The organism is Nocardioides sp. cx-169, assembly GCF_021083605.1.
Classification (GTDB): domain Bacteria; phylum Actinomycetota; class Actinomycetes; order Propionibacteriales; family Nocardioidaceae; genus Nocardioides.
Genome location: NZ_JAJNRO010000010.1, coordinates 82,286 through 102,948 on the forward strand (window position 1 = coordinate 82,286; position 20,663 = coordinate 102,948).

The 20,663-nt window shown below is 70.2% G+C and carries 22 protein-coding genes; 13 read left to right on the forward strand and 9 right to left on the reverse strand.

Annotation, left to right across the window (positions count from 1 at the left end; translation table 11 throughout):
• Positions 1–123 precede the first annotated feature (123 nt).
• From LRP67_RS15570 to LRP67_RS15610, 9 genes are all read left to right on the forward strand, one after another.
• Positions 124–1,026: a universal stress protein gene (locus tag LRP67_RS15570; protein WP_231271083.1), complete on the forward strand. Its 903-nt coding sequence runs from the start codon at positions 124–126 to the stop codon at positions 1,024–1,026.
• A 94-nt stretch (positions 1,027–1,120) separates the two neighbouring features.
• Positions 1,121–2,794, forward strand: a complete 1,674-nt coding sequence (locus LRP67_RS15575) for a long-chain-fatty-acid--CoA ligase (RefSeq protein WP_231271084.1) — start codon at positions 1,121–1,123, stop codon at positions 2,792–2,794.
• Positions 2,685–3,488, forward strand: a complete 804-nt coding sequence (locus LRP67_RS15580) for an aldehyde dehydrogenase family protein (RefSeq protein ID WP_231271085.1) — start codon at positions 2,685–2,687, stop codon at positions 3,486–3,488. The genes LRP67_RS15575 and LRP67_RS15580 overlap by 110 nt, the downstream gene beginning before the upstream one ends.
• Positions 3,485–4,450, forward strand: coding sequence for a Gfo/Idh/MocA family oxidoreductase (locus LRP67_RS15585; protein ID WP_231271086.1), 966 nt, complete (start codon positions 3,485–3,487; stop codon positions 4,448–4,450). Before LRP67_RS15580 ends, LRP67_RS15585 begins: the two co-directional genes overlap by 4 nt.
• A 247-nt stretch (positions 4,451–4,697) precedes the next feature.
• On the forward strand, positions 4,698–5,981 hold the full coding sequence (locus tag LRP67_RS15590) for an ABC transporter substrate-binding protein (RefSeq protein ID WP_231271087.1): 1,284 nt from the start codon (positions 4,698–4,700) through the stop codon (positions 5,979–5,981).
• Positions 5,982–6,074: 93 nt separating this feature from the next.
• Complete coding sequence (locus LRP67_RS15595) at positions 6,075–7,061, forward strand: carbohydrate ABC transporter permease (RefSeq protein WP_231271088.1); 987 nt, start codon at positions 6,075–6,077, stop codon at positions 7,059–7,061.
• The gene (locus tag LRP67_RS15600) at positions 7,058–7,888 is read left to right on the forward strand and encodes a carbohydrate ABC transporter permease (protein ID WP_231271089.1); all 831 of its coding nucleotides are present in this window, start codon (positions 7,058–7,060) and stop codon (positions 7,886–7,888) included. Before LRP67_RS15595 ends, LRP67_RS15600 begins: the two co-directional genes overlap by 4 nt.
• Complete coding sequence (locus LRP67_RS15605; RefSeq protein ID WP_231271090.1) at positions 7,885–9,324, forward strand: glycoside hydrolase family 1 protein; 1,440 nt, start codon at positions 7,885–7,887, stop codon at positions 9,322–9,324. The genes LRP67_RS15600 and LRP67_RS15605 overlap by 4 nt, the downstream gene beginning before the upstream one ends.
• A 5-nt stretch (positions 9,325–9,329) precedes the next feature.
• Positions 9,330–10,349: a LacI family DNA-binding transcriptional regulator gene (locus tag LRP67_RS15610; RefSeq protein WP_231271091.1), complete on the forward strand. Its 1,020-nt coding sequence runs from the start codon at positions 9,330–9,332 to the stop codon at positions 10,347–10,349.
• Between the two features lie 43 nt (positions 10,350–10,392).
• Here LRP67_RS15610 and LRP67_RS15615 read toward each other — a convergent pair whose 3' ends face one another.
• From LRP67_RS15615 to LRP67_RS15630, 4 genes are all read right to left on the reverse strand, one after another.
• The gene (locus LRP67_RS15615; RefSeq protein WP_231271092.1) at positions 10,393–10,557 is read right to left on the reverse strand and encodes a hypothetical protein; all 165 of its coding nucleotides are present in this window, start codon (positions 10,555–10,557) and stop codon (positions 10,393–10,395) included.
• An 83-nt stretch (positions 10,558–10,640) separates the two neighbouring features.
• The gene (locus LRP67_RS15620; protein ID WP_231271093.1) at positions 10,641–11,462 is read right to left on the reverse strand and encodes a sulfite exporter TauE/SafE family protein; all 822 of its coding nucleotides are present in this window, start codon (positions 11,460–11,462) and stop codon (positions 10,641–10,643) included.
• On the reverse strand, positions 11,459–12,841 hold the full coding sequence (locus tag LRP67_RS15625) for a rhodanese-like domain-containing protein (protein WP_231271094.1): 1,383 nt from the start codon (positions 12,839–12,841) through the stop codon (positions 11,459–11,461). The genes LRP67_RS15620 and LRP67_RS15625 overlap by 4 nt, the downstream gene beginning before the upstream one ends.
• The gene (locus LRP67_RS15630; protein WP_231271095.1) at positions 12,838–13,164 is read right to left on the reverse strand and encodes a rhodanese-like domain-containing protein; all 327 of its coding nucleotides are present in this window, start codon (positions 13,162–13,164) and stop codon (positions 12,838–12,840) included. Before LRP67_RS15630 ends, LRP67_RS15625 begins: the two co-directional genes overlap by 4 nt.
• A gap of 144 nt (positions 13,165–13,308) precedes the next feature.
• Here LRP67_RS15630 and LRP67_RS21565 point away from each other — a divergent pair, with 144 nt between their 5' ends.
• Together LRP67_RS21565 and LRP67_RS15635 are read left to right on the forward strand one after the other, a co-directional pair.
• The gene (locus LRP67_RS21565) at positions 13,309–13,434 is read left to right on the forward strand and encodes a hypothetical protein (protein WP_269211661.1); all 126 of its coding nucleotides are present in this window, start codon (positions 13,309–13,311) and stop codon (positions 13,432–13,434) included.
• Positions 13,434–13,703 (forward strand): metal-sensitive transcriptional regulator, encoded by a 270-nt coding sequence (locus LRP67_RS15635; RefSeq protein WP_231242511.1) that lies wholly within the window; start codon positions 13,434–13,436, stop codon positions 13,701–13,703. Before LRP67_RS21565 ends, LRP67_RS15635 begins: the two co-directional genes overlap by 1 nt.
• A gap of 29 nt (positions 13,704–13,732) precedes the next feature.
• On the opposite strand, the gene LRP67_RS15640 is transcribed toward LRP67_RS15635, so the two are convergent.
• Positions 13,733–14,452 carry a hypothetical protein gene (locus LRP67_RS15640; protein WP_231271096.1) on the reverse strand — a complete coding sequence of 240 codons (720 nt, stop codon included), beginning with the start codon at positions 14,450–14,452 and terminating at the stop codon, positions 13,733–13,735.
• A gap of 193 nt (positions 14,453–14,645) precedes the next feature.
• Here LRP67_RS15640 and LRP67_RS15645 point away from each other — a divergent pair, with 193 nt between their 5' ends.
• Complete coding sequence (locus LRP67_RS15645; RefSeq protein WP_231242513.1) at positions 14,646–15,314, forward strand: response regulator transcription factor; 669 nt, start codon at positions 14,646–14,648, stop codon at positions 15,312–15,314.
• A gap of 484 nt (positions 15,315–15,798) precedes the next feature.
• Here LRP67_RS15645 and LRP67_RS15650 read toward each other — a convergent pair whose 3' ends face one another.
• The 3 genes from LRP67_RS15650 to LRP67_RS15660 are packed head-to-tail and all read right to left on the reverse strand — an operon-like array spanning position 15,799 to position 18,116.
• Positions 15,799–16,038: a hypothetical protein gene (locus LRP67_RS15650; protein WP_231271097.1), complete on the reverse strand. Its 240-nt coding sequence runs from the start codon at positions 16,036–16,038 to the stop codon at positions 15,799–15,801.
• A gap of 28 nt (positions 16,039–16,066) precedes the next feature.
• A complete protein-coding gene (locus LRP67_RS15655) occupies positions 16,067–17,152 on the reverse strand; it encodes a putative manganese transporter (RefSeq protein ID WP_231271098.1) in 1,086 nt (361 codons plus the stop codon).
• A 43-nt stretch (positions 17,153–17,195) separates the two neighbouring features.
• Complete coding sequence (locus tag LRP67_RS15660) at positions 17,196–18,116, reverse strand: manganese catalase family protein (protein WP_231271099.1); 921 nt, start codon at positions 18,114–18,116, stop codon at positions 17,196–17,198.
• A 793-nt stretch (positions 18,117–18,909) separates the two neighbouring features.
• Here LRP67_RS15660 and LRP67_RS15665 point away from each other — a divergent pair.
• Complete coding sequence (locus tag LRP67_RS15665; protein WP_231271100.1) at positions 18,910–19,623, forward strand: GAF domain-containing protein; 714 nt, start codon at positions 18,910–18,912, stop codon at positions 19,621–19,623.
• Between the two features lie 217 nt (positions 19,624–19,840).
• Here LRP67_RS15665 and LRP67_RS15670 read toward each other — a convergent pair whose 3' ends face one another.
• Positions 19,841–20,569: a response regulator transcription factor gene (locus tag LRP67_RS15670; RefSeq protein WP_231271101.1), complete on the reverse strand. Its 729-nt coding sequence runs from the start codon at positions 20,567–20,569 to the stop codon at positions 19,841–19,843.
• Positions 20,570–20,663 lie beyond the last annotated feature (94 nt).

Here is a 20,663-nt window from a genome sequence, read left to right on the forward strand (position 1 = left end):
TGGCGCCTTTCGTCGTCGGGGGAAGCGCCGGCCGAAGGTCCCGGTGCCTGTGGCCGTTGGGCCCTGCGGTCGGCCGCCGACCAGGAGTTGAGTGGAGGTGACACCGAGAGGGAGGCACCACCGATGAACATGTCCGGCAACCGCATCATCGTCGCCGTCGCCAGCGAGGATGTCGAGGCGATGATGACCTTCGCAGTCGATGAGGCCCTCCGCACCCGGTCCGACCTGCACCTCGTCCACGTCCTGTACCTGCCCGGAGCGATGCTGCCCGAGACCTACTCGATCGCCTACACCAGTGCCAGGCAGTACGCCGTCACGCTGCTGGAGCACGCCGAGAAGGTGGCGACCGAGCTGGTCACCGGGCGCGTCGCGGTCACGACCGAGCTGGTCGAGCGCAGCGGCAGCGCGGTCTCCGACCTTGCTGTCCGCTCGCGCGAGGCCCGCCTCGTCGTGCTGCAGCACCGCCACCTCGAGGGCCTGCAACGCTTCACCACCACCTCGACCACCCTCGGCGTGGCCGCTCGCGCGCACCCGCCGGTCGCGTCGGTGCCGCAGGGCTGGCAGCCCGCCGAGCCGCCCCACGGGCGGGTGACGGTGGGCGTCAGCAGTCCCGAGCGCGCCGACGCGGTGCTCCGCACGGCGTTCGACCTCGCCCAGGGCCGGGGCGCGAGGCTGCGCGTCCTGCACGCCTGGTGGCTCGCCAGCGGTTACGACGTCGTGGTCGTGGACGACGACATGCGCCGAGACTTCGACCGGCGCTTCCGCTCCGAGATGGCGCCGCACCTAGAGCCGCTGCAGCGCGAGTTCCCCGGCGTCGAGGTGGAGACCGTCGTCGTCCACGCACCGCCCGCCGTGGGCCTGGTCGAGGGGGCGGTCGAGTCGGACCTCGTCGTCGTCGGTCGCCGTCACTGGGCGCTGCCGGTCGGCTCGCACGTCGGTGCCGTGGCCCGTGCGATGCTCCGTACGACGGTCTGCCCGGTGGTGCTCGTCGAGACCACCGGCAGGCAGGAGACGGCGCCGGCCTGACCGCAGCGGGGTGCGTGCGTGACCGGCCAGAGGGCCGATTAGGTTAAGAAGTCGCCCCGCTCACGACGTCCGGGGCGGGGAAGACGAGGGAACCGTGCCAGCTCAGGAGCCCGTGTGGGCCGACGCCTACGGACCCGGTGTGCCGTTGCACCTCGAGTACGGCGAGACCACCGTGTGGGATCTGTGGGAGCGCTCGGTGCAGGCCTACGCCGACCGTCCGGCCCTCGACTTCCTGGGTCGCGGCTCGACCTACGCCCAGGTCGACGAGGAGGTACGCCGGGTGGCCGGCGGCCTGCACCGGATCGGTGTGCGCGCGGGCGACAACGTCGCCCTGGTGATGCCCAACTGCCCGCAGAACGTGATCGCGTTCTTCGCGGTGCTGCGGCTGGGGGCCACCGTGGTGGAGCACAACCCGCTCTACACCGCCGCCGAGCTGCGCGTGCCGTTCGCCGACCACGGCGCCCGCGTGGCGATCGTGTGGGACAAGGTCGTGCCGGTGGTCGAGGAACTGCGCGCCGGCTCCGCCCTGGAGCACGTCGTCGCCGTCGACCTCACCACCAAGCTGCCGTGGACCAAGCGGCTGGCCCTGCGCCTGCCCATCGCCAAGGCGCGGGAGTCGCGAGACCAGCTCACCTCGCCGGCGCCCGGCGCGATGCCGTGGACCGAGCTGGCCTCGGCTCCTCCGCTGGACGCCGCGCACCCGCGCCCCGGCAAGGACGACGTCGCGCTGCTGCTCTACACCTCCGGCACCACGGGGGTCCCCAAGGGCGTGCCGCTTCGCCATCGCAACCTGGTCGCCAACGTTCTCCAGGGCCGGGTCTGGGTCTCGGGGCTGAAGGAGGGCGAGGAGTCGTTCCTGGTCGCCCTGCCGCTCTTCCACGCGTACGGCGTGACGGTCAGCGTGCTGCTGGGCGTCGCCCTGGCCGCCAAGCTGGTGCTGCTGCCCAAGCCCGACGTCGGGCTGATCATGGACGCGATCAAGCGACAGGTGCCGAGCTTCGTGCCGGCCGTGCCGCCGCTGTACCGCCGCATCGTCGACGAGGCCGAGCGCCGGGGCGTCTCGATCCGGGGCATCCGCTACGGCCTCTCGGGGGCGATGCCGCTGCCGGGCTCGCTGGTGGAGCGCTGGGAGAGCGCGACCGGCGGCCTGCTCGTCGAGGGCTACGGACTGACCGAGACCTCCCCGGTGATCGTGGGGAACCCGATGACGAACGCGCGGCGGCCCGGCTCGATCGGCGTGCCGTTCCCCGACGTGGAGGTCCGCATCGCCGACGCCGAGGACCTGGACCGCGACGTGGCGCAGGGGGAGCGCGGCGAGCTGCTGGTCCGGGGCCCGCAGGTGTTCTCGGGCTACCGCAACGCCCCGGAGGAGACCGAGGCCGCCTTCCACGACGGCTGGTTCCGCACCGGGGACATCGTCACCATGGCGCCCGACGGCTTCCTGACCATCGTCGACCGGGTGAAGGAGATCATCATCACCGGCGGCTTCAACGTCTACCCCTCGGAGGTGGAGGCCGTCATCCGCACGCATGGCGGCGTCCTGGACGTCGCCGTGGTGGGGCTCCCGCACGAGGACGGTGGTGAGGAGGTCGTGGCCGCGGTGGTCCTCGTCGAGGGGGTCCCGGTGCTGCCGGAGGAGCTGCGCACGCACTCGCGCGGTGACCTCACGCCGTACAAGGTGCCGCGGCGGGTGGTCTTCGTCGACGAACTCCCGACCAACCCGATGGGCAAGGTGCTGCGCCGGGAAGTGGCACGGCTGCTCAGCTGACGCCGCTCGCCTGACCGACCCTCAGGCCGCCGTTGTCCGAGCCGACTGCTCCTTCGCGGCGTGCACCGCCTCGTTGGCCAGGCTACTACCGTTTCGGCCACGGCCTCGGCGGCCCGGATCGTCACCGAGGAGCAGTTCGGGTCCCGCCCTGACGATCCTGCCGTTCGACGATACCGAGCAGGTCGTCGACCGGCTCAACGACGAGTGGGCCGGTCTCTGCTCGTCGGTGTGGACCTCCGACCGTGACCGCGCCGCGGACCTCGCGCGCCGGCTGCGGACCGGGACGACCTGGGTCAACAACCACAACGCCGTCGCCCAGGACGACCGGGTGCCCTTCGGCGGCTTCCGGCTGGGGGCGGAGGGTCCGCTCGAGTTCACCGAGGCGCACACGGTGACGTGGTCGATCGGGACGACTGAGCCGGGGCAGCGCCTCGCCGAGGGCGGGCTGATCGCCCATCCTGGAGGACGTCGTGGCGGGCACGCGATCCAGCGCGGCTTCTCGACCCCCGACCGCACCACGCTGGCCGCCTCGACCAACCGGGGGTACTCGACGACCCCCGCCAAGCCTCGGTCCACGAGCTGCCCTCGCAGACCCTCGCGGGCTGAGCGGGGGGAGCGGACCCGGTCCGTCACGAGACCGTCCCGGCACTACGCTGCCGTGCGACGCGGACCTCGACGCGAAGGAGCGGCATGACCGACCAGACCCTGCGGATCGCCCTCGCCGGCGGCGGCGCGTTCGGCGCCAAGCACGCCGCGGCGCTCAAGCGGATCGAGGGGGTGGAGGTCACCGCCGTCGTGAGCGCCGACCTCGAGGCCGCCCAGCGCTTCGCCACCGAGCAGGTCGTCGGACGCGGGGTCGCGACGCTCGACGAGGTGCTGGCCGACAAGGATGTCGACGCGGTCATCCTTGCCACGCCGACCCCGTTGCACGCCCGGCAGACGCTGGCCTGCCTGCGAGCCGGCAAGCACGTGCAGGTCGAGATCCCGCTCGCCGACTCCCTCGCGGACGCGCAGGCGTGCCTGGCCGAGCAGGAGCGCACCGGCCTGGTGGCGATGGTCGGTCACACCCGGCGGTTCAACCCGAGTCATCAGTGGGTGCATCAGCGGGTCGCCGCCGGCGAGCTCCAGGTCCAGCAGCTGGACGTCCAGACCTACTTCCTGAGGCGCGAGAACCTCAACGCCCTGGGTCAGCCGCGCTCGTGGACCGACCACCTGCTGTGGCACCACGCCGCGCACACGGTGGACCTGTTCACCTACCAGACGGGATCTCCGGTGGTGCAGGCCCACGCCGTACAGGGCCCGATCCATCCCGAGCTCGGGATCGCCATGGACATGTCGATCCAGCTCCGCGCCGAGAACGGCGCGATCTGCACACTGTCGCTGTCGTTCAACAACGACGGGCCGTTCGGGGCCACATTCCGCTACATCGGCGACACCGGCACCTACCTCGCGCGCTACGACGACCTCATGGACGGCTGGGAGGAGCCGATCGACGTCAGCGGCGTCGATGTGTCGATGGACGGGATCGAGCTGCAGGACCGCGAGTTCGTGGCCGCGATCCGAGAGGGGCGCGAGCCCAACGCCTCGATCCGTCAGGTCATGGCCTGCTACCGCACTCTCGCCGATCTGGAGATGAGCCTCCTGGCTGCGGGCTGATCCAGCACCCGCCCACCAGGCCCCTCGGATCGCCATCGCCGACGGTCTGATCCGGCGCGCTCTCACGGTGTCCGCACGCGGCCCCGGATCCAGTCGTTGGTGGAAACGATTTCACCGACGCTGCCTCCCGGGGTTCTCCGGTGCTATCCGGACTATTGACAGTCGATGTGACGTCCCTCATAGTTTCGTGGCAACCGGAGTGGAACCGTTTCCACTATCTGCGTACGACCGTCAGGAGCGTTCAGCGATGCGCAAGCCCACCATCCGACGAGGGGTGGCGCTCGCCGGCGCCGCAGTCCTCGTCGCCGGATTGACCGCCGCCTGCGGCGGCGACTCCGATGCCAGCCAGAGCAAGCTCGGAAAGGACGACGTCCTGACCATCACCACGTTCAGCGACTTCGGCTACGACAAGCTGATCGAGGAGTGGAACGCCGACCCCGAGCGCCCGTTCACCGTCAAGGCGACCAAGATCGCCGACTGGGACCCGTGGAAGAAGACGCTCACCCAGGACCTGCAGGCCGGCCACGGGCTGACCGACGTCATCGCGGTCGAGGGCGACTCGATGCCCCAGTTCCTCGCCGACGGGGCCTCCGACCAGTTCGCCGACCTGTCGGACTCCTCGATCGAGGACCGCTGGGTCGAGTACGCCTACAAGGCCGGGCAGACCGCGGACGGCAAGCAGATCGGCTACCCGACCGATGCCGGCCCGGAGGCGTTCTGCTACCGCGCCGACCTCTTCGCCGAGGCCGGACTGCCCACCGACCGCGAGGAGGTCAAGGCGATCTTCGAGAGCTGGGACAGCTACTTCGCCGCCGGCGAGGACTTCGTGAAGAAGATGCCGAAGACCAAGTGGTACGACTCCAGCGGCTCGATCGCCCAGGCCATGCTCAACCAGGCCGAGTTCCCCTTCCAGACCGAGGACAACGAGGTCGACCTGGAGAACGACGAAGTGAAGCTGGTCTGGGACACCGTCACCAAGTACACCCCGACCCTGTCGCCCCGAGTCGTGCAGTGGGGCGAGGACTGGACCGCCAACTTCACCAACAACGGCTTCGCCACCATGCCGTGCCCCGGCTGGATGTTCTCCAACATCAAGTCGTCGGCCCCGGACGTCAAGGGCTGGGACATCGTCGACGCCTTCCCCGGCGGCGGCGGCAACTGGGGCGGCTCCTACCTCGCCGTGCCCATGCAGTCCGAGCACCAGGAGGAGGCGAAGCAGCTCGCCGCCTGGCTGACAGACAAGGACCAGGAGCTCGCCGCCTTCGAGGCGGCCGGCAACTACCCCGCCAACGTCGAGGCGCAGGAGGAGCTGGCCGCCCAGAAGGTCACCGACCCCTACTTCAACGACGCACCCACGGCGGAGATCCTCGCGACTCGTGCCGCCGCGGTGACCCCGGGTCGGCCGTACAAGGGCGACAAGTACTCCGACATCCTCGGGCTCTTCCAGACCGCCATCCAGCGCGTCGACGAGGGCGGCTCACCCAACGACTCCTGGCAGACGTTCGTCCAGGCCGTCGAGAGCCTCTCCTGACCGCTGTCCGTGATCGACACCCCGGCTCCGCCGGGGAGGTCCATGCGACCTCTCCGGCGTGGGCCGGGCCCGATCGACGAGAGGAAGAGCGACATGACGACCATCGAGGCCACCAGGACCGGTGACGCCGGCAAGCAGACGGGCACACCGCCCCCGAGGCTGACGCGGCGCCAGCGACTCTCGCGATGGGACTTCCACTTCTCGCCGTACCTCTACGTGGTGCCGTTCTTCCTGGTGTTCCTGCTCATCGGGGTCTACCCGATGGTCTACTCCGGCTACCTCTCCTTCTTCTCATGGCCGCGCTTCGGCCCGACCCACGGCGAGGGCGTCGGGTGGGCCAACTACGTCCACGTGCTGCAGGACCCGGTGTTCCACAAGGCCTTCTGGAACACCATCGGCATCTTCGTGCTCTCCTCGGGTCCGCAGGTCGTCATCGCGACGGTGATCGCGGCGATGCTGGACACCCACCTGCGCGGTCGCACCTGGTGGCGGATGAGCGTGCTGCTGCCCTTCGTCGTCGCCCCGGCCGCGACGGCACTGATCTTCGGCAGCCTCTTCGCCGACAAGACCGGCCTGGTGAACGAGATCATCCAAGGGCTGGGCCTGCCCAAGGTCGGCTGGCACAGCGACCGGTTCGCCAGCTGGACGGCCATCGCGTCGATGGTCAACTACCGCTGGACCGGCTACAACACCCTGATCATCCTCGCCGCCCTGCAGGCGGTGCCCCGCCAGCTCTACGAGGCGGCGTCGATCGACGGCGCCAGCCGGGTCCGGCAGTTCTTCCACGTGACGCTGCCCTCGATCAGCCCGACCATGGTCTTCGTCATCATCACCTCGACCATCGGAGGCCTACAGATCTTCACCGAGCCACGGCTGTTCGACACCAACCTGCAGTTCCAAGGGGGTGCGGACTACCAGTACCAGACGCTGACGATGTACGTGTTCAACACCGCCAACAGCGCCACCGATCCCTATCCACGCGCGGCCGCCGCCACCTGGATCATCGTGCTGATCATCATCGTGATCGCCCTGCTCAACTTCGGCGTCACCCGCCTGGTCCAGAGGAGGTCGGAGCGATGAACCGCCGTCCAGGAGCACTCGTCTACGGCCTGCTCACCGCCTTCGTGCTCGGCTCGGCCTTCCCGCTCTACTGGTCCTTCGTCATCGGCTCGGTGACCAAGGAGCGGGCGATCCACAGTCCGCCGCCGCTCTTGCCGGGTGGCCACTTCCTCGACAACGCCCGCCGCGTCTTCGACCAGATCGACTTCTGGTCCGCGCTCGCCAACTCCGTGATCATCTCCGGCGTCTCGGCCATCTCGGTGGTGTTCTTCTCCACCCTGGCCGGTTACTCGTTCGCCAAGCTCAGGTTCCGCGGCAGCGCCGTCGGCATGGGCTTCGTCATCGCCACGATGGCGGTGCCGACCCAGCTGGCGTTGATGCCGCTGCTCAAGGAGTTCAGCAACCTGGGCCTGGCCGGCACCCGCACCGCGGTGGTGCTGCCGTGGCTGGTCACGGCGTTCGGCGTCTTCTTCATGCGCCAGTACCTCGTCGACGCGATCCCGGACGAGCTGATCGAGGCGGCCCGGGTCGACGGCTGCTCGCAGATCCGCACGTTCTGGACCGTCGCCGTGCCGGCCGCGCGCCCGGCGATGGCGATCCTCGCGCTGTTCACCTTCATGCACACCTGGACCGACTTCATGTGGCCGCTGCTGATCTTGCAGGGCTCCGACGTCCAGACCCTGCAGACGGCGCTCGACCAGCTCAAGATCGCGCCGGCCGGGGGGATCTCGGACATCGCGCTGCTCCAGGCGGGCACGCTGCTGGCCACGATCCCGCTGCTCCTGCTGTTCATCGCCACCGGCCGCCAGCTCGTGGCGGGCATCATGCAAGGAGCCGTCAAGGGATGACGATCCGAGAGTTCCCTCCGGGCTTCCTTTGGGGCGCCGCGGCCGCGGCGTACCAGATCGAGGGGGCGGTCCACGCCGATGGGCGCACGCCGTCGATCTGGGACACCTTCGTCACGGTGCCCGGCGCGATCCTCCACGGCGACACCGCCGACGTCGCGTGCGAGCACTACGAGCGGATGCCGCAGGACGTCGCCTTGATGAAGCGCCTGGGGCTCGCGTCCTACCGCTTCTCCCTGGCGTGGCCGCGCGTGTGTCCCGACGGCGGTGCTCTCAACCCGGCCGGTCTTGACTTCTACCGCAGGCTCACCGACGAGCTGCTCGACACCGGGATCACGCCCTTCCCGACGCTCTACCACTGGGATCTGCCGCAGGCGCTGGAGGACCGCGGCGGCTGGACCAACCGGGACACGGCCTACCGGTTCCTCGACTATGCGATGGCCGTCCACGACGCGCTCGGCGACCGCATCGACAGCTGGACGACCCTCAACGAGCCGTGGTGCTCGGCGTTCATGGGCTACACCGGCGGCGGTCACGCGCCGGGACGACAGGAGGGCGTCGCCGGCGTCGTCGCGGCCCACCACCTGCTCCTGGGCCACGGACTGTTCGTCGACGCCTTCCGTGGGCGCGGCGGCACGGCCGACCGGGGCAAGACCGTGGGCATCACGCTCAACCCGACCGTGGCCGACCCGTTCGACCCGTCGCGCGAGGAGGACGTCGACGCGGCCCGCCGCCTCGACGGCTTCCACAACCGCGTCTTCCTCGATCCGCTGTTCCACGGGAAGTACCCGGACGACCTGGAGTCCGACACCGACGGCATGCTCTTCGACGCCAAGCCCTGGCAGGACTTCGTCCTCGACGGCGACCTCGAGCTGATCAGCCGGCCGTTGGACTTCCTGGGCGTGAACTTCTACCACGGCGACGTCCCCGCGGCGCTGCCGTACGACGCGCAGCCCGGTGAGCTGCTGGGCAGCCGCATCGAGCACTCCTCGCGACCGCGCCAGTCGCCGTACCCCGGGGCCGGCATGGTGTTCCCACGCACGGGCAGGCCGACCACCGACCGTGACTGGGAGATCGACCCCGTCGCGTTCACCCGACTGCTCGTGCGGCTCAAGGACGTCTACGACGCGCCGCCCGTCTACATCACCGAGAACGGCGTCATGGCATGCGACGTCGTCGAGGACGGCGCGGTCCACGACACGGCGCGGCAGCGATTCATCGAGCAGCACCTGCATGCGATGCTGGACGCGATGGACAGGGGGGTGGACGTGCGCGGCTACTTCGTGTGGTCGTTCATGGACAACTTCGAGTGGAGCTACGGCTTCGCCCACCGCTTCGGTCTCGTCCACGTCGACTACGACACCCAGGTCCGCACGCCCAAGGACAGCGCGCTGTGGTTCTCCCGGCTCGCCGCCCAGAACCGTCTGCCAGTAGCGTGATGCGGGTGGCTCACAACGGGCGGGCGTCCACGCTGGGCGAGGTGGCCGAGCTCGCAGGGGTCAGCAAGGCCACCGCGTCGCGGGCGATCAACGGCAGGTCGAAGGTCAGCGCCAAGGCGCAGACGGCGGTGTTCGACGCCGTGCGCGAGCTCGGCTACACGCCCAACGGAGCCGCGCGGTCGCTGGTCACCCAGCGCACCGGATCGGTGGCGGTGATCCTCCCCGAGTCCGATGAGCGGATCTTCTCCGACCCGTTCTTCGCGAGGATGCTGCACCTGGTGGCCCGCTCCCTTCGCGAGCACGACCTCCAGCTGGTGCTGCTGCTCGCCCAGCCGGGTGACGAGGAGGAGCGCCTGCTGCTCTACCTGCGCGGTCGCTACGTCGACGGCGCGATCGTCGCCTCGCACCACCGCGACGACCGTCTCGCCGAGCACCTCTCCGAGATCGGTCTGCCGTGCGTCTTCATCGGTCGTCCGTGGATCGGCTCGGAGCGGGTCTCGTTCGTCGACAGCGACAACGCCGGTGCCGCCGGCCAGGCGGTGCGGGTCCTGCTCGAGGCCGGCCGGTGCAAGATCGCCACCATCGCCGGGCCACCCGACATGCGCGCGGGTCATGACCGGCTCCTGGGCTGGCGTCGCGAGCTGGCGACCCACGGGGTGCAGAGCGACCTGGTCGCCTACGGCGACTTCACCGAGGAGAGCGGGGCCGAGGCCTGCGCCTCGCTGCTCGACGCCGGGGCCGACATCGACGGCATCTTCGCCGCCTCCGATCTCATGGCCCAAGGCGCCATGCGTGAGCTCGCCACCCGCGGCATCCGCGTCCCCGAGGACGTCGCGATCGTGGGCTACGACGACCTCGGCGTCGCCGAGCGCACCCGCCCACCGCTGACCACGCTGCACAACCCGATCGCCCAGATGGTCGCCGAGGCGGTCCGGCTGCTCACCGAGGCCATCGACGAGGGCGGCCAGGGCGTCCCGCGCCGGGTGGTCTTCGTGCCCGAGCTGGTACGCCGCGACTCCGTCTGAGATCTCGGCCGGCGGCGAGGTCGTCGCCCCGTGCCTGGGCTCGTCACCTCCCCCCGAAGAGCCGGGCCCACAGGCCGTTGCGGGGCTCCTGCGGGTGACCGTCGCACCGGTCGGCGTGCGGGACGCGGGCCAAGACCTGGTCGACGTGCTGGCCGCAGCCGGCCCAGGTGGTCTTGCCGCACTTCTTGCAGGTGACTGCTCGGCACATGGTGGGCTCCTTGAGGTGGTGGTGAGTGGTGGTGAGGTGGTGCAGGAAGGGTCGTGCGGTCGGGGCGCGCTGCCTCGGCGGCGTCACATGAGGGCAGGGACGGCGCGGACCGCTGTGTAGGCGGCGACGGCGAGCACCAGGCCGGTGAACGCGGCGGTGAGGCGGCGGGTGTCGACGCGGTCGGCGAGGCGAGGCCCGGCGACCGCGGTGAGCGCCGAGGCGAGCGTCAGGATCAGGACCGTGCCCCAGTCGGGGGCCGATCCGACTCCGGCGCGAGTCGCCAGGGCGGCCCCGCTGGTGATCGTGATGACGACGAGCGAGGTGCCGGCGGCGTACTGAAGGGGCAGTGCGAGGGCGACCAGCAGTGCGGGAACGACGACGAAGCCGCCGCCCACGCCGAGGAAGCCGGTGAGGAGCCCGACGAGCGTGGCGGTGACGAGCACCTTCAGGGCGCGCGGGCACGCGCAGGCGAAGGTCGGGCTGAACGTGATGATCGGATCGTCGAGCGCAGGGCGCCGGACGTGCGCCGGGCCGTCGTCGCGGGGGCGCCGCAGCCGCGACGCCATCAGGACACCGACCAGCAGCATCAGGCCGGCGAAGGCGACGAGCAGGACCTCCTCGGCGACGTGGGCCGAGGCCTTGGCGCCGAGGACCGCGCCGCCGACGGCGACCACGCCGAACGCGACACCGCGGGCGAGCAGCACGTGCCCGGACCGCCGAGCTGCGACGACGCCGATCAGCGACGTCACGCCGACGACGACCAGGGAGCCGGTCGTCGCCTGGGCGGGCGACTGGTCGAGCAGGTAGACCAGCACCGGCACGGCCAGGATCGAGCCGCCGCCGCCGAGCGCCCCGAGGCTGAGCCCGATGAGCGCGCCGGCGACGATCGCGAGGACGAGCGTCACGCCGGCTGACCCGTGAGCGGCAGCCCGGCCGGCTCGGCGTTGTCCATGGCGTCGTCGACGGCCACCACCGTGCGACCGTGCGCATCGAGCAGGGAGGCGGCGATCGAGGCGCGGTAGCCACCGGCGCAGTGCACCCAGATCTCGCCGGCCGGCACCTCGCCGAGCCGGCTCGACAGCTCGTGGAGCGGGATGTTCAGGGCGCCGGCGACGGCGGCGGCGTGGTGCTCGTCGCGACGGCGCACGTCCAGGACCACCACGTCTCGGTGGTGGCGAGTGTGGGCGAGGTCGCCGAAGGTCGCGGTCGCGAAGCTCGCCGGCTCCGCCTCGGTCCAGTCGTGCGGAGTGCCCGTGGCATGAGCGTCGGGGCGGTCGATGCCGATGCGGACCAGCTCGCGCTGGGCTGCGGCGACGTCCTCGACGGTCTCGCCCAGCAGCGTGATCGGGGTGCCCCAGGGGATCAGCCATCCGACGTACGTCGCGAAGCCGCCGTCCAGCCCCAGGTTGAGCGTGCCGGGCGCGTGGCCCGCGGCGAAGGCGGTGCGGTGGCGCAGGTCGACGACCCACTCGCCGGCCTCGATGCGGCGGCGCAGCTCGGCGGCCTCGGCCGGCTCCGGAGGGCTCAGGTCGGGCGCGGCCGGACCGGCGGCGTTGGCCGGCGCCATGTGGGCGTAGTAGGCCGGCCAGGGGCCGAGCCCGGCGAGCAGCTCGCGGACGTAGGTCTCCTCGTCCTGGGTCAGGACCGGGTTCCGGTGCTTCTCGAGACCGATCGTCGACGAGGCGGCGTCGGTCTGGGTGGCGGAGCAGAACGAGCCGAACCCGTGGGTGGGGAAGACCTCCGCCTCGTCGGGCAGCAGCTCGGCCAGCCGGTGCGCCGAGGCGTGCTGGTGGCGGACGAGGGCGTCGGTGTGGTCCGCGCCGAGCAGGTCGGGTCGCCCCGTGGCTCCGTACAGCAGCGAGCCACCGGTGAAGACGCCGACGTCCGATCCGCTCTCGGTGTCGCGCAGCGCGTAGGAGAGGTGGGTGAAGGTGTGGCCCGGAGTCGCCAGCGCGGTGAGCCGCATGCGCGAGCCCACGAGGATCTCCTGGCCGTCGATCACGGGGGTCCGCTCGAAGGAGACGTCGTCAGCCGCGTTGGTCAGGTACGCCGCTCCGGTCGCCGCGGCCAGGGCGAAGCCGCCGGTGACGTAGTCGTTGTGGATGTGCGTCTCGAGGACGTGGGTGACCCGGACACCGTGCTCCTGGAGAAGCGCCAGCACGCGGTCGATGTCGCGCTGGGGGTCGACCACGAACGCGATCTCGCCGTCGTGGACGAGGTAGCTGCGGTCCCCGAGGGTCGGGGTCTCGATCGGCAGCACGGTGAGGGTGCTCGGCGCTGTCATCGCGCCGCTCCCGCCTCGGTGCCGCGGGCGACGGGCCGCCCGGAGCGGACCCAGGCGCTGGTGCCGCCCGTGACGTTGACGGCGTCGAAGCCCTGGGCGAGGAGGACGTCGGTCATCGCCGTGCTCCGATTGCCCGACGCGCACACCACGTGCACGGGGGAGCTGCGGTCGAGCTGGTCCAGGCAGGAGGTCAACCGCCCCATCGCGATGTTGACGGCGCCGGGGATGTGGGCCCCGGCGTACTCGGCGGGCTCGCGGACGTCGACGACCACGGCCCCTCCCGGCAGGGCCGCGGCGAGCTGGTCGATGTCGATCTCTCGCATGGGGTGTCTTCCTCCAGAATCGGCTGGGCGCAGATCCCCCAGGGGGGATCGGGAAATCCACCGTAGCCCATCCCCCTGGGGGGTTGTACAGTTGGCGATTCCAGGGCCTCCATGGGCTCACGACGATGGAAGGGCTGGATCGCCATGACTCACGACACGCCGTCGCCCCTTGCGGGGCGCCGCATCCGGACGGCGGCGACTGCCGCGCGCTCGCCGATCCTGGCGGCGTACCTCCCTGCCCGGATCGCCGAGTGGCGAGGAGAGGCCTGATGGACCTCGAGCCCACCGACATCAAGCCGATCATCACGCGCATGAAGCGCGCCAACGGCCACCTGGCCAGCGTCATCCGGATGATGGAGGACGGCTCCTCCTGCGAGGACGTCCTCACCCAGCTGGCCGCGGTCAACAAGGCACTCTCGCGCGCCGGCTACGCCATCGTCGCCACGGGCCTGCAGACCTGCCTGACCGATGCCGACGCCGGCGGTCTCGAGGGGGTCGACGTCAAGAAGATGGAGAAGCTGTTCCTGGCGTTGGCCTAGGCCCCGCCGACAGCGACCGCCCGTCGTGCTCAGTCGCCGTCGCCCAGGACGGGCGCGTCGAGGGGCGAGGCGCACAGCAGCGGCACCCACGGGTCGCAGCCGAGGTCGATGTGCGAGACGGGGGTCTCGATCGTGAGGACCAGCCACGAGTGGGCGTCCTCGGTGCCCGCTGGGCGAGTGCCGTTCAGGGGCCTGGTCGTCTCGCGGTCCGCGGGCGTGAAGATGTCGTCGGGGCAGCCTTCGCGGTGCGGCTCGTCGGCGTCGTACGCCGTGGCCGGTCCGCGGTGGATGGACACGCGGGAGGTCACGTCCACGGCGCCCGGCTCGGGCGGCGTGGAGACGCATTCGCGGTCCGCCGAGCTCTCGGCGCCTGCGGGTGTCGCTCCGTCGTCGGCCGGTCCCTCGAGTGGGATGGCGTCGACGGTGCGCAGGTGACACTTCTGGGAGTAGCTCTGGACCACCCAGCCGGCGTCCATGCTGCTGATGTCGCACACCAGCTCTGTCCACGAGTGCGCCGGATGGTCCGGGCGGCCGGCGGTCAACGTGTCGAGCCGGGAGCGGACCCGCTCCCGGTCCTGCGCGGCCACCTCGCGGGCGGCGGGCAGCTTCTCGGCGATGTCCGCGCTGGCCCGGTCCTTGGCCTTCGACAACGCGGCCTGGCCTACGAGGCCGTGGACGAGATACACGCAGGCGAGCACGACGGCGGCCCCCAGGGTCACGAACGCGCATCCGCGGAGCAGCTTCCTCATGCCCACAGTGTCGCGGGTCCGCGCGGGACCGCACCCGTTCGGCTCGTCACCCCACCAGCCGTCCCTCGGCCACGATGGGTGCGGCGCAGCGGTGCGGGCGTGCCACAGCCCGGGATGGCCCTGACCGGGCCCTCGGGCACATGGGTCGGCTTGTGATGCGGGTGGACCAGCGTTGCCCGCTATTGTGAGGAGGGTGACGTCGACGCCCCCTCCTCTGCGCTTGGCCATCGTTGATGACTACGCCGTCGTCGTTGCCGGGGTGGCGTCACTCCTCGCTGCCGAGGCCATCGACGTCGTGGAGACCGGGGCTTCGCAGCCTGTGCTCAGTGACGTCGACGTCGTCCTGTACGACACGTTCGGTCAGGTGCAAGGACAAGGCATCGACCTGCAGGACTTTGTCCGGGACTGCAGCGCGAAAGTCGTTGTGTACAGCTGGAACGTCCAGCCCCAGATGGTCGAGCAGGCAGTGGCTGGTGGAGCCCGGGGTTACCTGTCGAAGGTGCTCACCGGCCCTCAGGTTGTCGCGGCGCTCAGGCGAGTCGTTGCCGGTGAGGTCGTGATCCTGACGGGGGACGACGAGACGAGTGTGGGTGGGGAAGGCGACTGGCCGGGGCGGTCGATCGGGTTGTCTCCGCGTGAGGCGGAGGTCATCGCCCTGATCGCGCAAGGACTGAGCAACCAGGAGATCGCCGCCCGGGCGTTCTTGAGCATCAACTCCATCAAGACCTACGTGCGCACCGCGTACCGCAAGATCGGGGTCGCCTCCCGGTCTCAGGCAGTCATCTGGGCGCTCAACAACGGCTTCCAGCCCGACACCCTGCGCAGCATCGACCCGGCGTTGGTCCTTCGTCGGCCGCACTAGCGTTCCGTCGCTGCCCTGGCACCTAGCTTCGCGCCAGCAGCCAAGAGTGAGGACCCGGCGTGCGGTGTCTGCCGAGCGCCGATGGGACCTTGGCTTGGGGCTCGCGGCGGAGCGGGATCGAGGAGTCCGGCCTAGGCCGCCGATGTCGCGACCGATGCAGGCTGCCGGGCTGAGCCACGCCTCTTGCTACGCTTGATGACGTCGAGCCACGCGCAGTGCTCGGTGGCTGTGGCTCTGGCCGTCCCGGGTGATGGTCTTCACTTGATCCGGCGGGTCTCAGCGCGGACCTTCGTCCGGGCGCCGTACCGGGCGGAGGTCTTGCTGTCGGACGCCTGGTCCGGCTGACCGTCGCGTCGCGGTCGAGCGGCTCGTCGAGGTGCTCCGGGGCAACGCCCTCGCTGTGCTTCCGCTGACTTTGATCGATCGGAGCAGGGAGGTGTCGGACGCCGTGGCACGCCGGTCGCGCCGTACGGCTGCCGGTCAATCAGCCAGACGCTGGCGCGCGGGGGCTGGTCACCTGGAACAGATCGGGGTGCTCCGTCGGGGCGAACCCGCCTCGACCCACCGCGACTGACCGGCCTTGCGCCAGCCGTTGGCGGGTGATCGTCCGCAGCCCCAGGACGAGGAGCACGATCGCTGCGACCGTCAGGCCGGTCGACGTTCCGGTCAGCAGGGCGAGCACGGCGAGCATGAGGTGAAGACGGGTCGTGCCGATGGTGTTCATGGCGACCTCCGCTGGTGAGTGAGTCGTGTCAGGTGAGGATGAGCATGGCCGAGCCGACGAGCAGTGCCGGGACGGTCGTGAGGACGGTCGCCAGGAGCGCCGATCGGTGCTCCAGCGCGAGTAGAGGGAGCAGCGCGTCGCCGTCTTGGCTCACCATGTTGGCCACCAGGGTCGGCAGTGGCATGCCCCCGGCGAGGAAGAGACCGACGAACACGATCTGAACCGCGCAGCCGGGGATCAAACCGACAAGCGCGCCCACGACGACGCCCACGACGCCGAAGAGTGGCATCTGTGAGCCGTCGAAGCCGGTGAGATGGGTGATGAGCGACCAGGCCACGTAGGCGGCGGCCACCCAGACCGTCACGAACGCGATCTCGCGGCCGCCGTGACGGAGCACCTGCGTCATGGACGTCGGGTGGGCGGTCTCGTCGTCGTCGTCGGCGAGCTGGCACCCCCCGCGGATGAAGGCGACCGCGGCCACGGCGGTCCCGGCCACGCCGAGGGCGAGGTAGAGGGTGTCCGGTCGGAGCAGCTGGAACGTCACCGGGACGCTGATCGTCGCGCCGGTCCCGAGGCTGAGCCACAACAGCGCCGGCAGCACCCCCAGGTCGTGCAGCCTGGCGGGTGCGGGTAGTCGCATCGCCGCGACCCTCACGGGAGGGCTGGGCGCCGGGCTCCGGCCGGCAGCAGGGAGCAGGTCGACGCGTCGTCGCGGCGCGATGCCCAGCGCGTCGACGACGTAGCCCGACAGCGCGCCCACGACGATGAGAAGCACTTTCAGCTGCAAGGTCAGCACCGGGTCTGCGGCGAGCAGGACCCAGGATGCGTCCCCCATCGTGGCGACCAGTGCGGCGATGGCGGCGCCGTACGACACAGCGCCTCGGGCGTAGACCGCCATGACGATGATCGCCCCGCCGCACCCGGGCGGCACCGTCAGCAACGCGGCCACGAGGGGGCCGAGCTGGCGGTGCCGCACGAGCGCGTCGTCGAGGCGGTGGCCCCATCGCAACCGGGCCCAGCCGAAGGGGGCGACGAGCAGCGCCACGAGCACCCCCACCTGCATGAACGCGTCCGCGAGGGGTCGCAACAGGATCTCGACCAGGCTCTCGGTCATGGCAAATTCCTCCGAGCCGATGGGGGTGGATGTTGCCGGCAGGTCAGTCGCCCGGAGTCAGCGCGTCCTTGGCCTTGGAGATCAGGTTCTCTGCGCCCTGGACGTAGGCGCCCCCAGCGGTGCCCGGCTTGCCGGGACCCTTGTGGCCGTCGTACGTAGCGAACAGCAGCGGGTCGGGCGCCGGGACGTCGTTGATGTCGTCCGAGAGCGGCCGACCTTGCTCGAAACGGATCTCCTCGTCGCCGATCAGCGTGGTGCCCTGGGCCCAGCGGCCCTCGTGGGCGGTGCTGCCGTCGTGGAAGCTGTAGAACGTGCGGGCGGCCTCCTTGTCCTCCTCCTCCTTGAGCGAGTCCTCGAGACCGTCGGTGTAGCCGTCCTCGATGAGCTGCTCGATGCCGAGCAACCACTGCTGCTGATGGAAGGTGTCGCGACCGAGGTTGAACTTCAGCGTCTCCTTGACGCCGTGGTCATCGGTCATGTTGTAGACGCGCGCGGTCTGGAGCCGGCTCTGCGCCTCGGCGGCGACGTTGCTGCGGAAGTCGGCCAGCAGGTTGCCGCTGGCGACGATGTAGCCGCCGTTCCACGGGACGCCTTGGCTGTTGGTCGGCATGGCCGCCCCGCCGGTGACGATCGCGTGCTGGACGTTCTGACCGCCCAGTACGGCGGCGAGGGCCGGGTTGGCGGCGGCGGCCTCGGCCTGGGTCTCCGAGGGCGCGCCCTCGAGCAACCGAGCCATCAAGGTCACCAGCATCTCGACGTGGCCGATCTCCTCGGTGCCGATGTCGAGCAGCATGTCCTTGTACTTGCCGGGGATACGGCAGTTCCAGCCCTGCCAGAGGTACTGCATCATCACGGTCATTTCGCCGAACTGGCCACCGACCAGCTCCTGGATCTTGGCGGCGAAGAGAGCGTCGGGGCGCTCGGGCTTGACGTCGTTCTGCAGCTCGATGCTGTGGCGGAACATGGGTGGTCCTTCCGGAGTGGGAGCGCCGGTCGCTCCCGATGCCGACAACGCTCTCCGCTGCCCGTGTCCGGGTCGTGGTGTCGTCCATGCGCTACCACGTACGACCCCTCGTGGGGTGTTCGTGTGCGACGCGTCACCAGGCCGTCACCGATCTTGCGAATCACCCCACGGGGTGGGAGCGCTCGCGGGCCCGAAGGGCACCTGCAGTCACAACGTGGACTCGGAGGAGCGCGGCGGGCGGGAGGCGCGACAGCGGTGACAGAGCATCCGTTCGTACGCCTGGCGCTGCTCGAGTCCTTCGAAGTGTCTCTCGCGGCGAGGTGCTCCGGATCTCCGTTCCCGCCAGCGACTTCGGTCCTGTTGCGCCTGCCGCGCCCCCGGGGCCGGACCCTAGTCACGTGCACCACCACCACAGTGCGCCTGGCCGAGGACGTGCGCGTCGACCTCGGGGACGCCGAGGAGCGAGCAAGGCGCCTGGCTCTTGCCAACGAGCTCGGACTCCCGCCCTCGCCCGCGATCCGCCGCCTGATGACCCGTTTGCTGGGGCGTCCTGTGAACCTTCCGACTCCTTGGAGCCACCACCCGCAATCACCGTTATCCGCAACCGCAACCCGATCAGGCGATTCGTGAACACCCATTCCCCACCCCTGCCTCTCGCGATCCTCAACGGCTACGAGATCCAGGCAACCCTCTGGGCGCTGGAGCACGGGCTCGCTGTCGACCACCCGCGGACGTTTCCAGACCAAGGCCAAGGCCCCCAGGGGTCATCACGACGTGGAGGGTAGAGGACCACGTGGAGCCGATTCCGGAGACAGTTCAGGCCATCGAGCAGTTCGGTCCTTTCGTGATCGAGACCGAGGACCTGTTGGTCGAGCTGCTCGTGAAGGCCGATGAGGTGCGGGACGTGGTCCCGCAGTGCCTCGGTCTCAGCCTGGCCTCCAACGAGGACGAGGTCACGTTCACCGTCGTCGCGACCGCGCGGGAGCTGGCGATGCTGGACGCGGTGCAGTACGTGGCCGATGGTCCGTGCTTGCGGGCGGTCAGGGACCGAGAGATCCTGGGGTTCGAGCGCGAAGAGGTGCTGGACGAACAGGGATGGCAGCTGTTCGCCGGGGCCAGTGCGGCCGCGTCGGTGGCAAGCACCCTGACTCTGCCCATCCTCGAGGAGGAGCAGGTCATCGGCAGCGTCAACCTCTACGCCGCGACGCCCGACGCCTTCCACGGGCACCACGAAGAGGTGGCCGGGATCTTCGGCGCCTGGGCAGAGGGTGCGGTCACCAACGCGGACATGTCGTTCGCGACCCGGGAGCTGGCCGAGGCGGCCCCCGGCCTCCTGCGTGAGGAGCTCGACCTCACCGTCGCCAGCGGCATGGTCGCAAGCCGCGAGGGTATCGATCTGGACTCGGCCCGTCGACGGATGCAGAACGCCGCGCTGCGCGCTGGGGTCACCGAGCTGCAGCTGGCGAGGACCATCATCGAGATCCACAGGTCCCAGGGGGCCGGGTAGTGATGGCTGAACTCCCCAGGCGCTCGTCCTCATCGACCGGCAGCGGGATGACGTCGTCAGCGCCATGACGGTTCAGAGTCCGGGGAGCTGCCTCGGGTGAGTCCCAGATCGCGGTCTGGGCGGTGGCACGCCCGATCACGTCGACCCAGCAGAGGCGCCTGCCGCGAGTGATCGCACCGGGCGCCTCACACTGCTCTTGACACGAGATCGGTAGATATCAGCTGCCTAGGCGTGCGCGTCGTTCGAGGTCGCTCACACGGTGTTCGACACCCCACAGGGTTGCCTGGGCGCGGCTGTAGACCCGGAGCTTCGCGTATGCCGTACGAATGTAGGTCTTGACGGTATTGATCGACACGAACATGCGATCCGCGATCTCTCGGTTCGACAGCCCCAGAGCAATGGACGCCAGGACCTGCAGCTCGCGAGGCGAGAGCGAGTCAGTGACGCGGTCCGCGGGCGCTGCGTGTGGGTTCAACCGGTAATCCACGTCGAAAGCAGAACCGTCCGCGTGGAGGTGCCTGCGCCTCAGCGCCATGACCGCGAGTGCGATCTCCGTCCGGGTTGCCGTCAGTGCGAGACATCCGTCTGCGCCGAGGTCGAGGGCGCGGTCGGTGAGGGCGGGATCGGATTCGCGCGCCAGGATCACCACGACCAGCTGCGGCTGCCCGATGGCCCACATCAGTTGGTCGGCCAGCGGTGTGTCAACACATGCTGAGTCAACGAAGGCGAAGTCGCAGCGACTCAGCCCTTGAGGCCTGAGAGCATCGCCTGGGATCGCCGGTTTCGCGGCGCCCAGATGGAGGCCGGGGACGCCGTCCAGCACGGACTCGAGACCCGCCTGGATGAGCTCGTACGGGCTGAGGACCACGGCGCGACCGGGTTCGCCAGGAGGCGCAGGTAACGCGTCAGGTGCATGGGCGGGGCGGTCGAGGACCGAGATGGACATGAGAACCTCCGGTGGCGAACCGGGGCAACGCACGAGCATGGCCCGGTGCGCGGCCCCGGACGACGGTGATGTCAACGCGAGGGCGATGGACGCC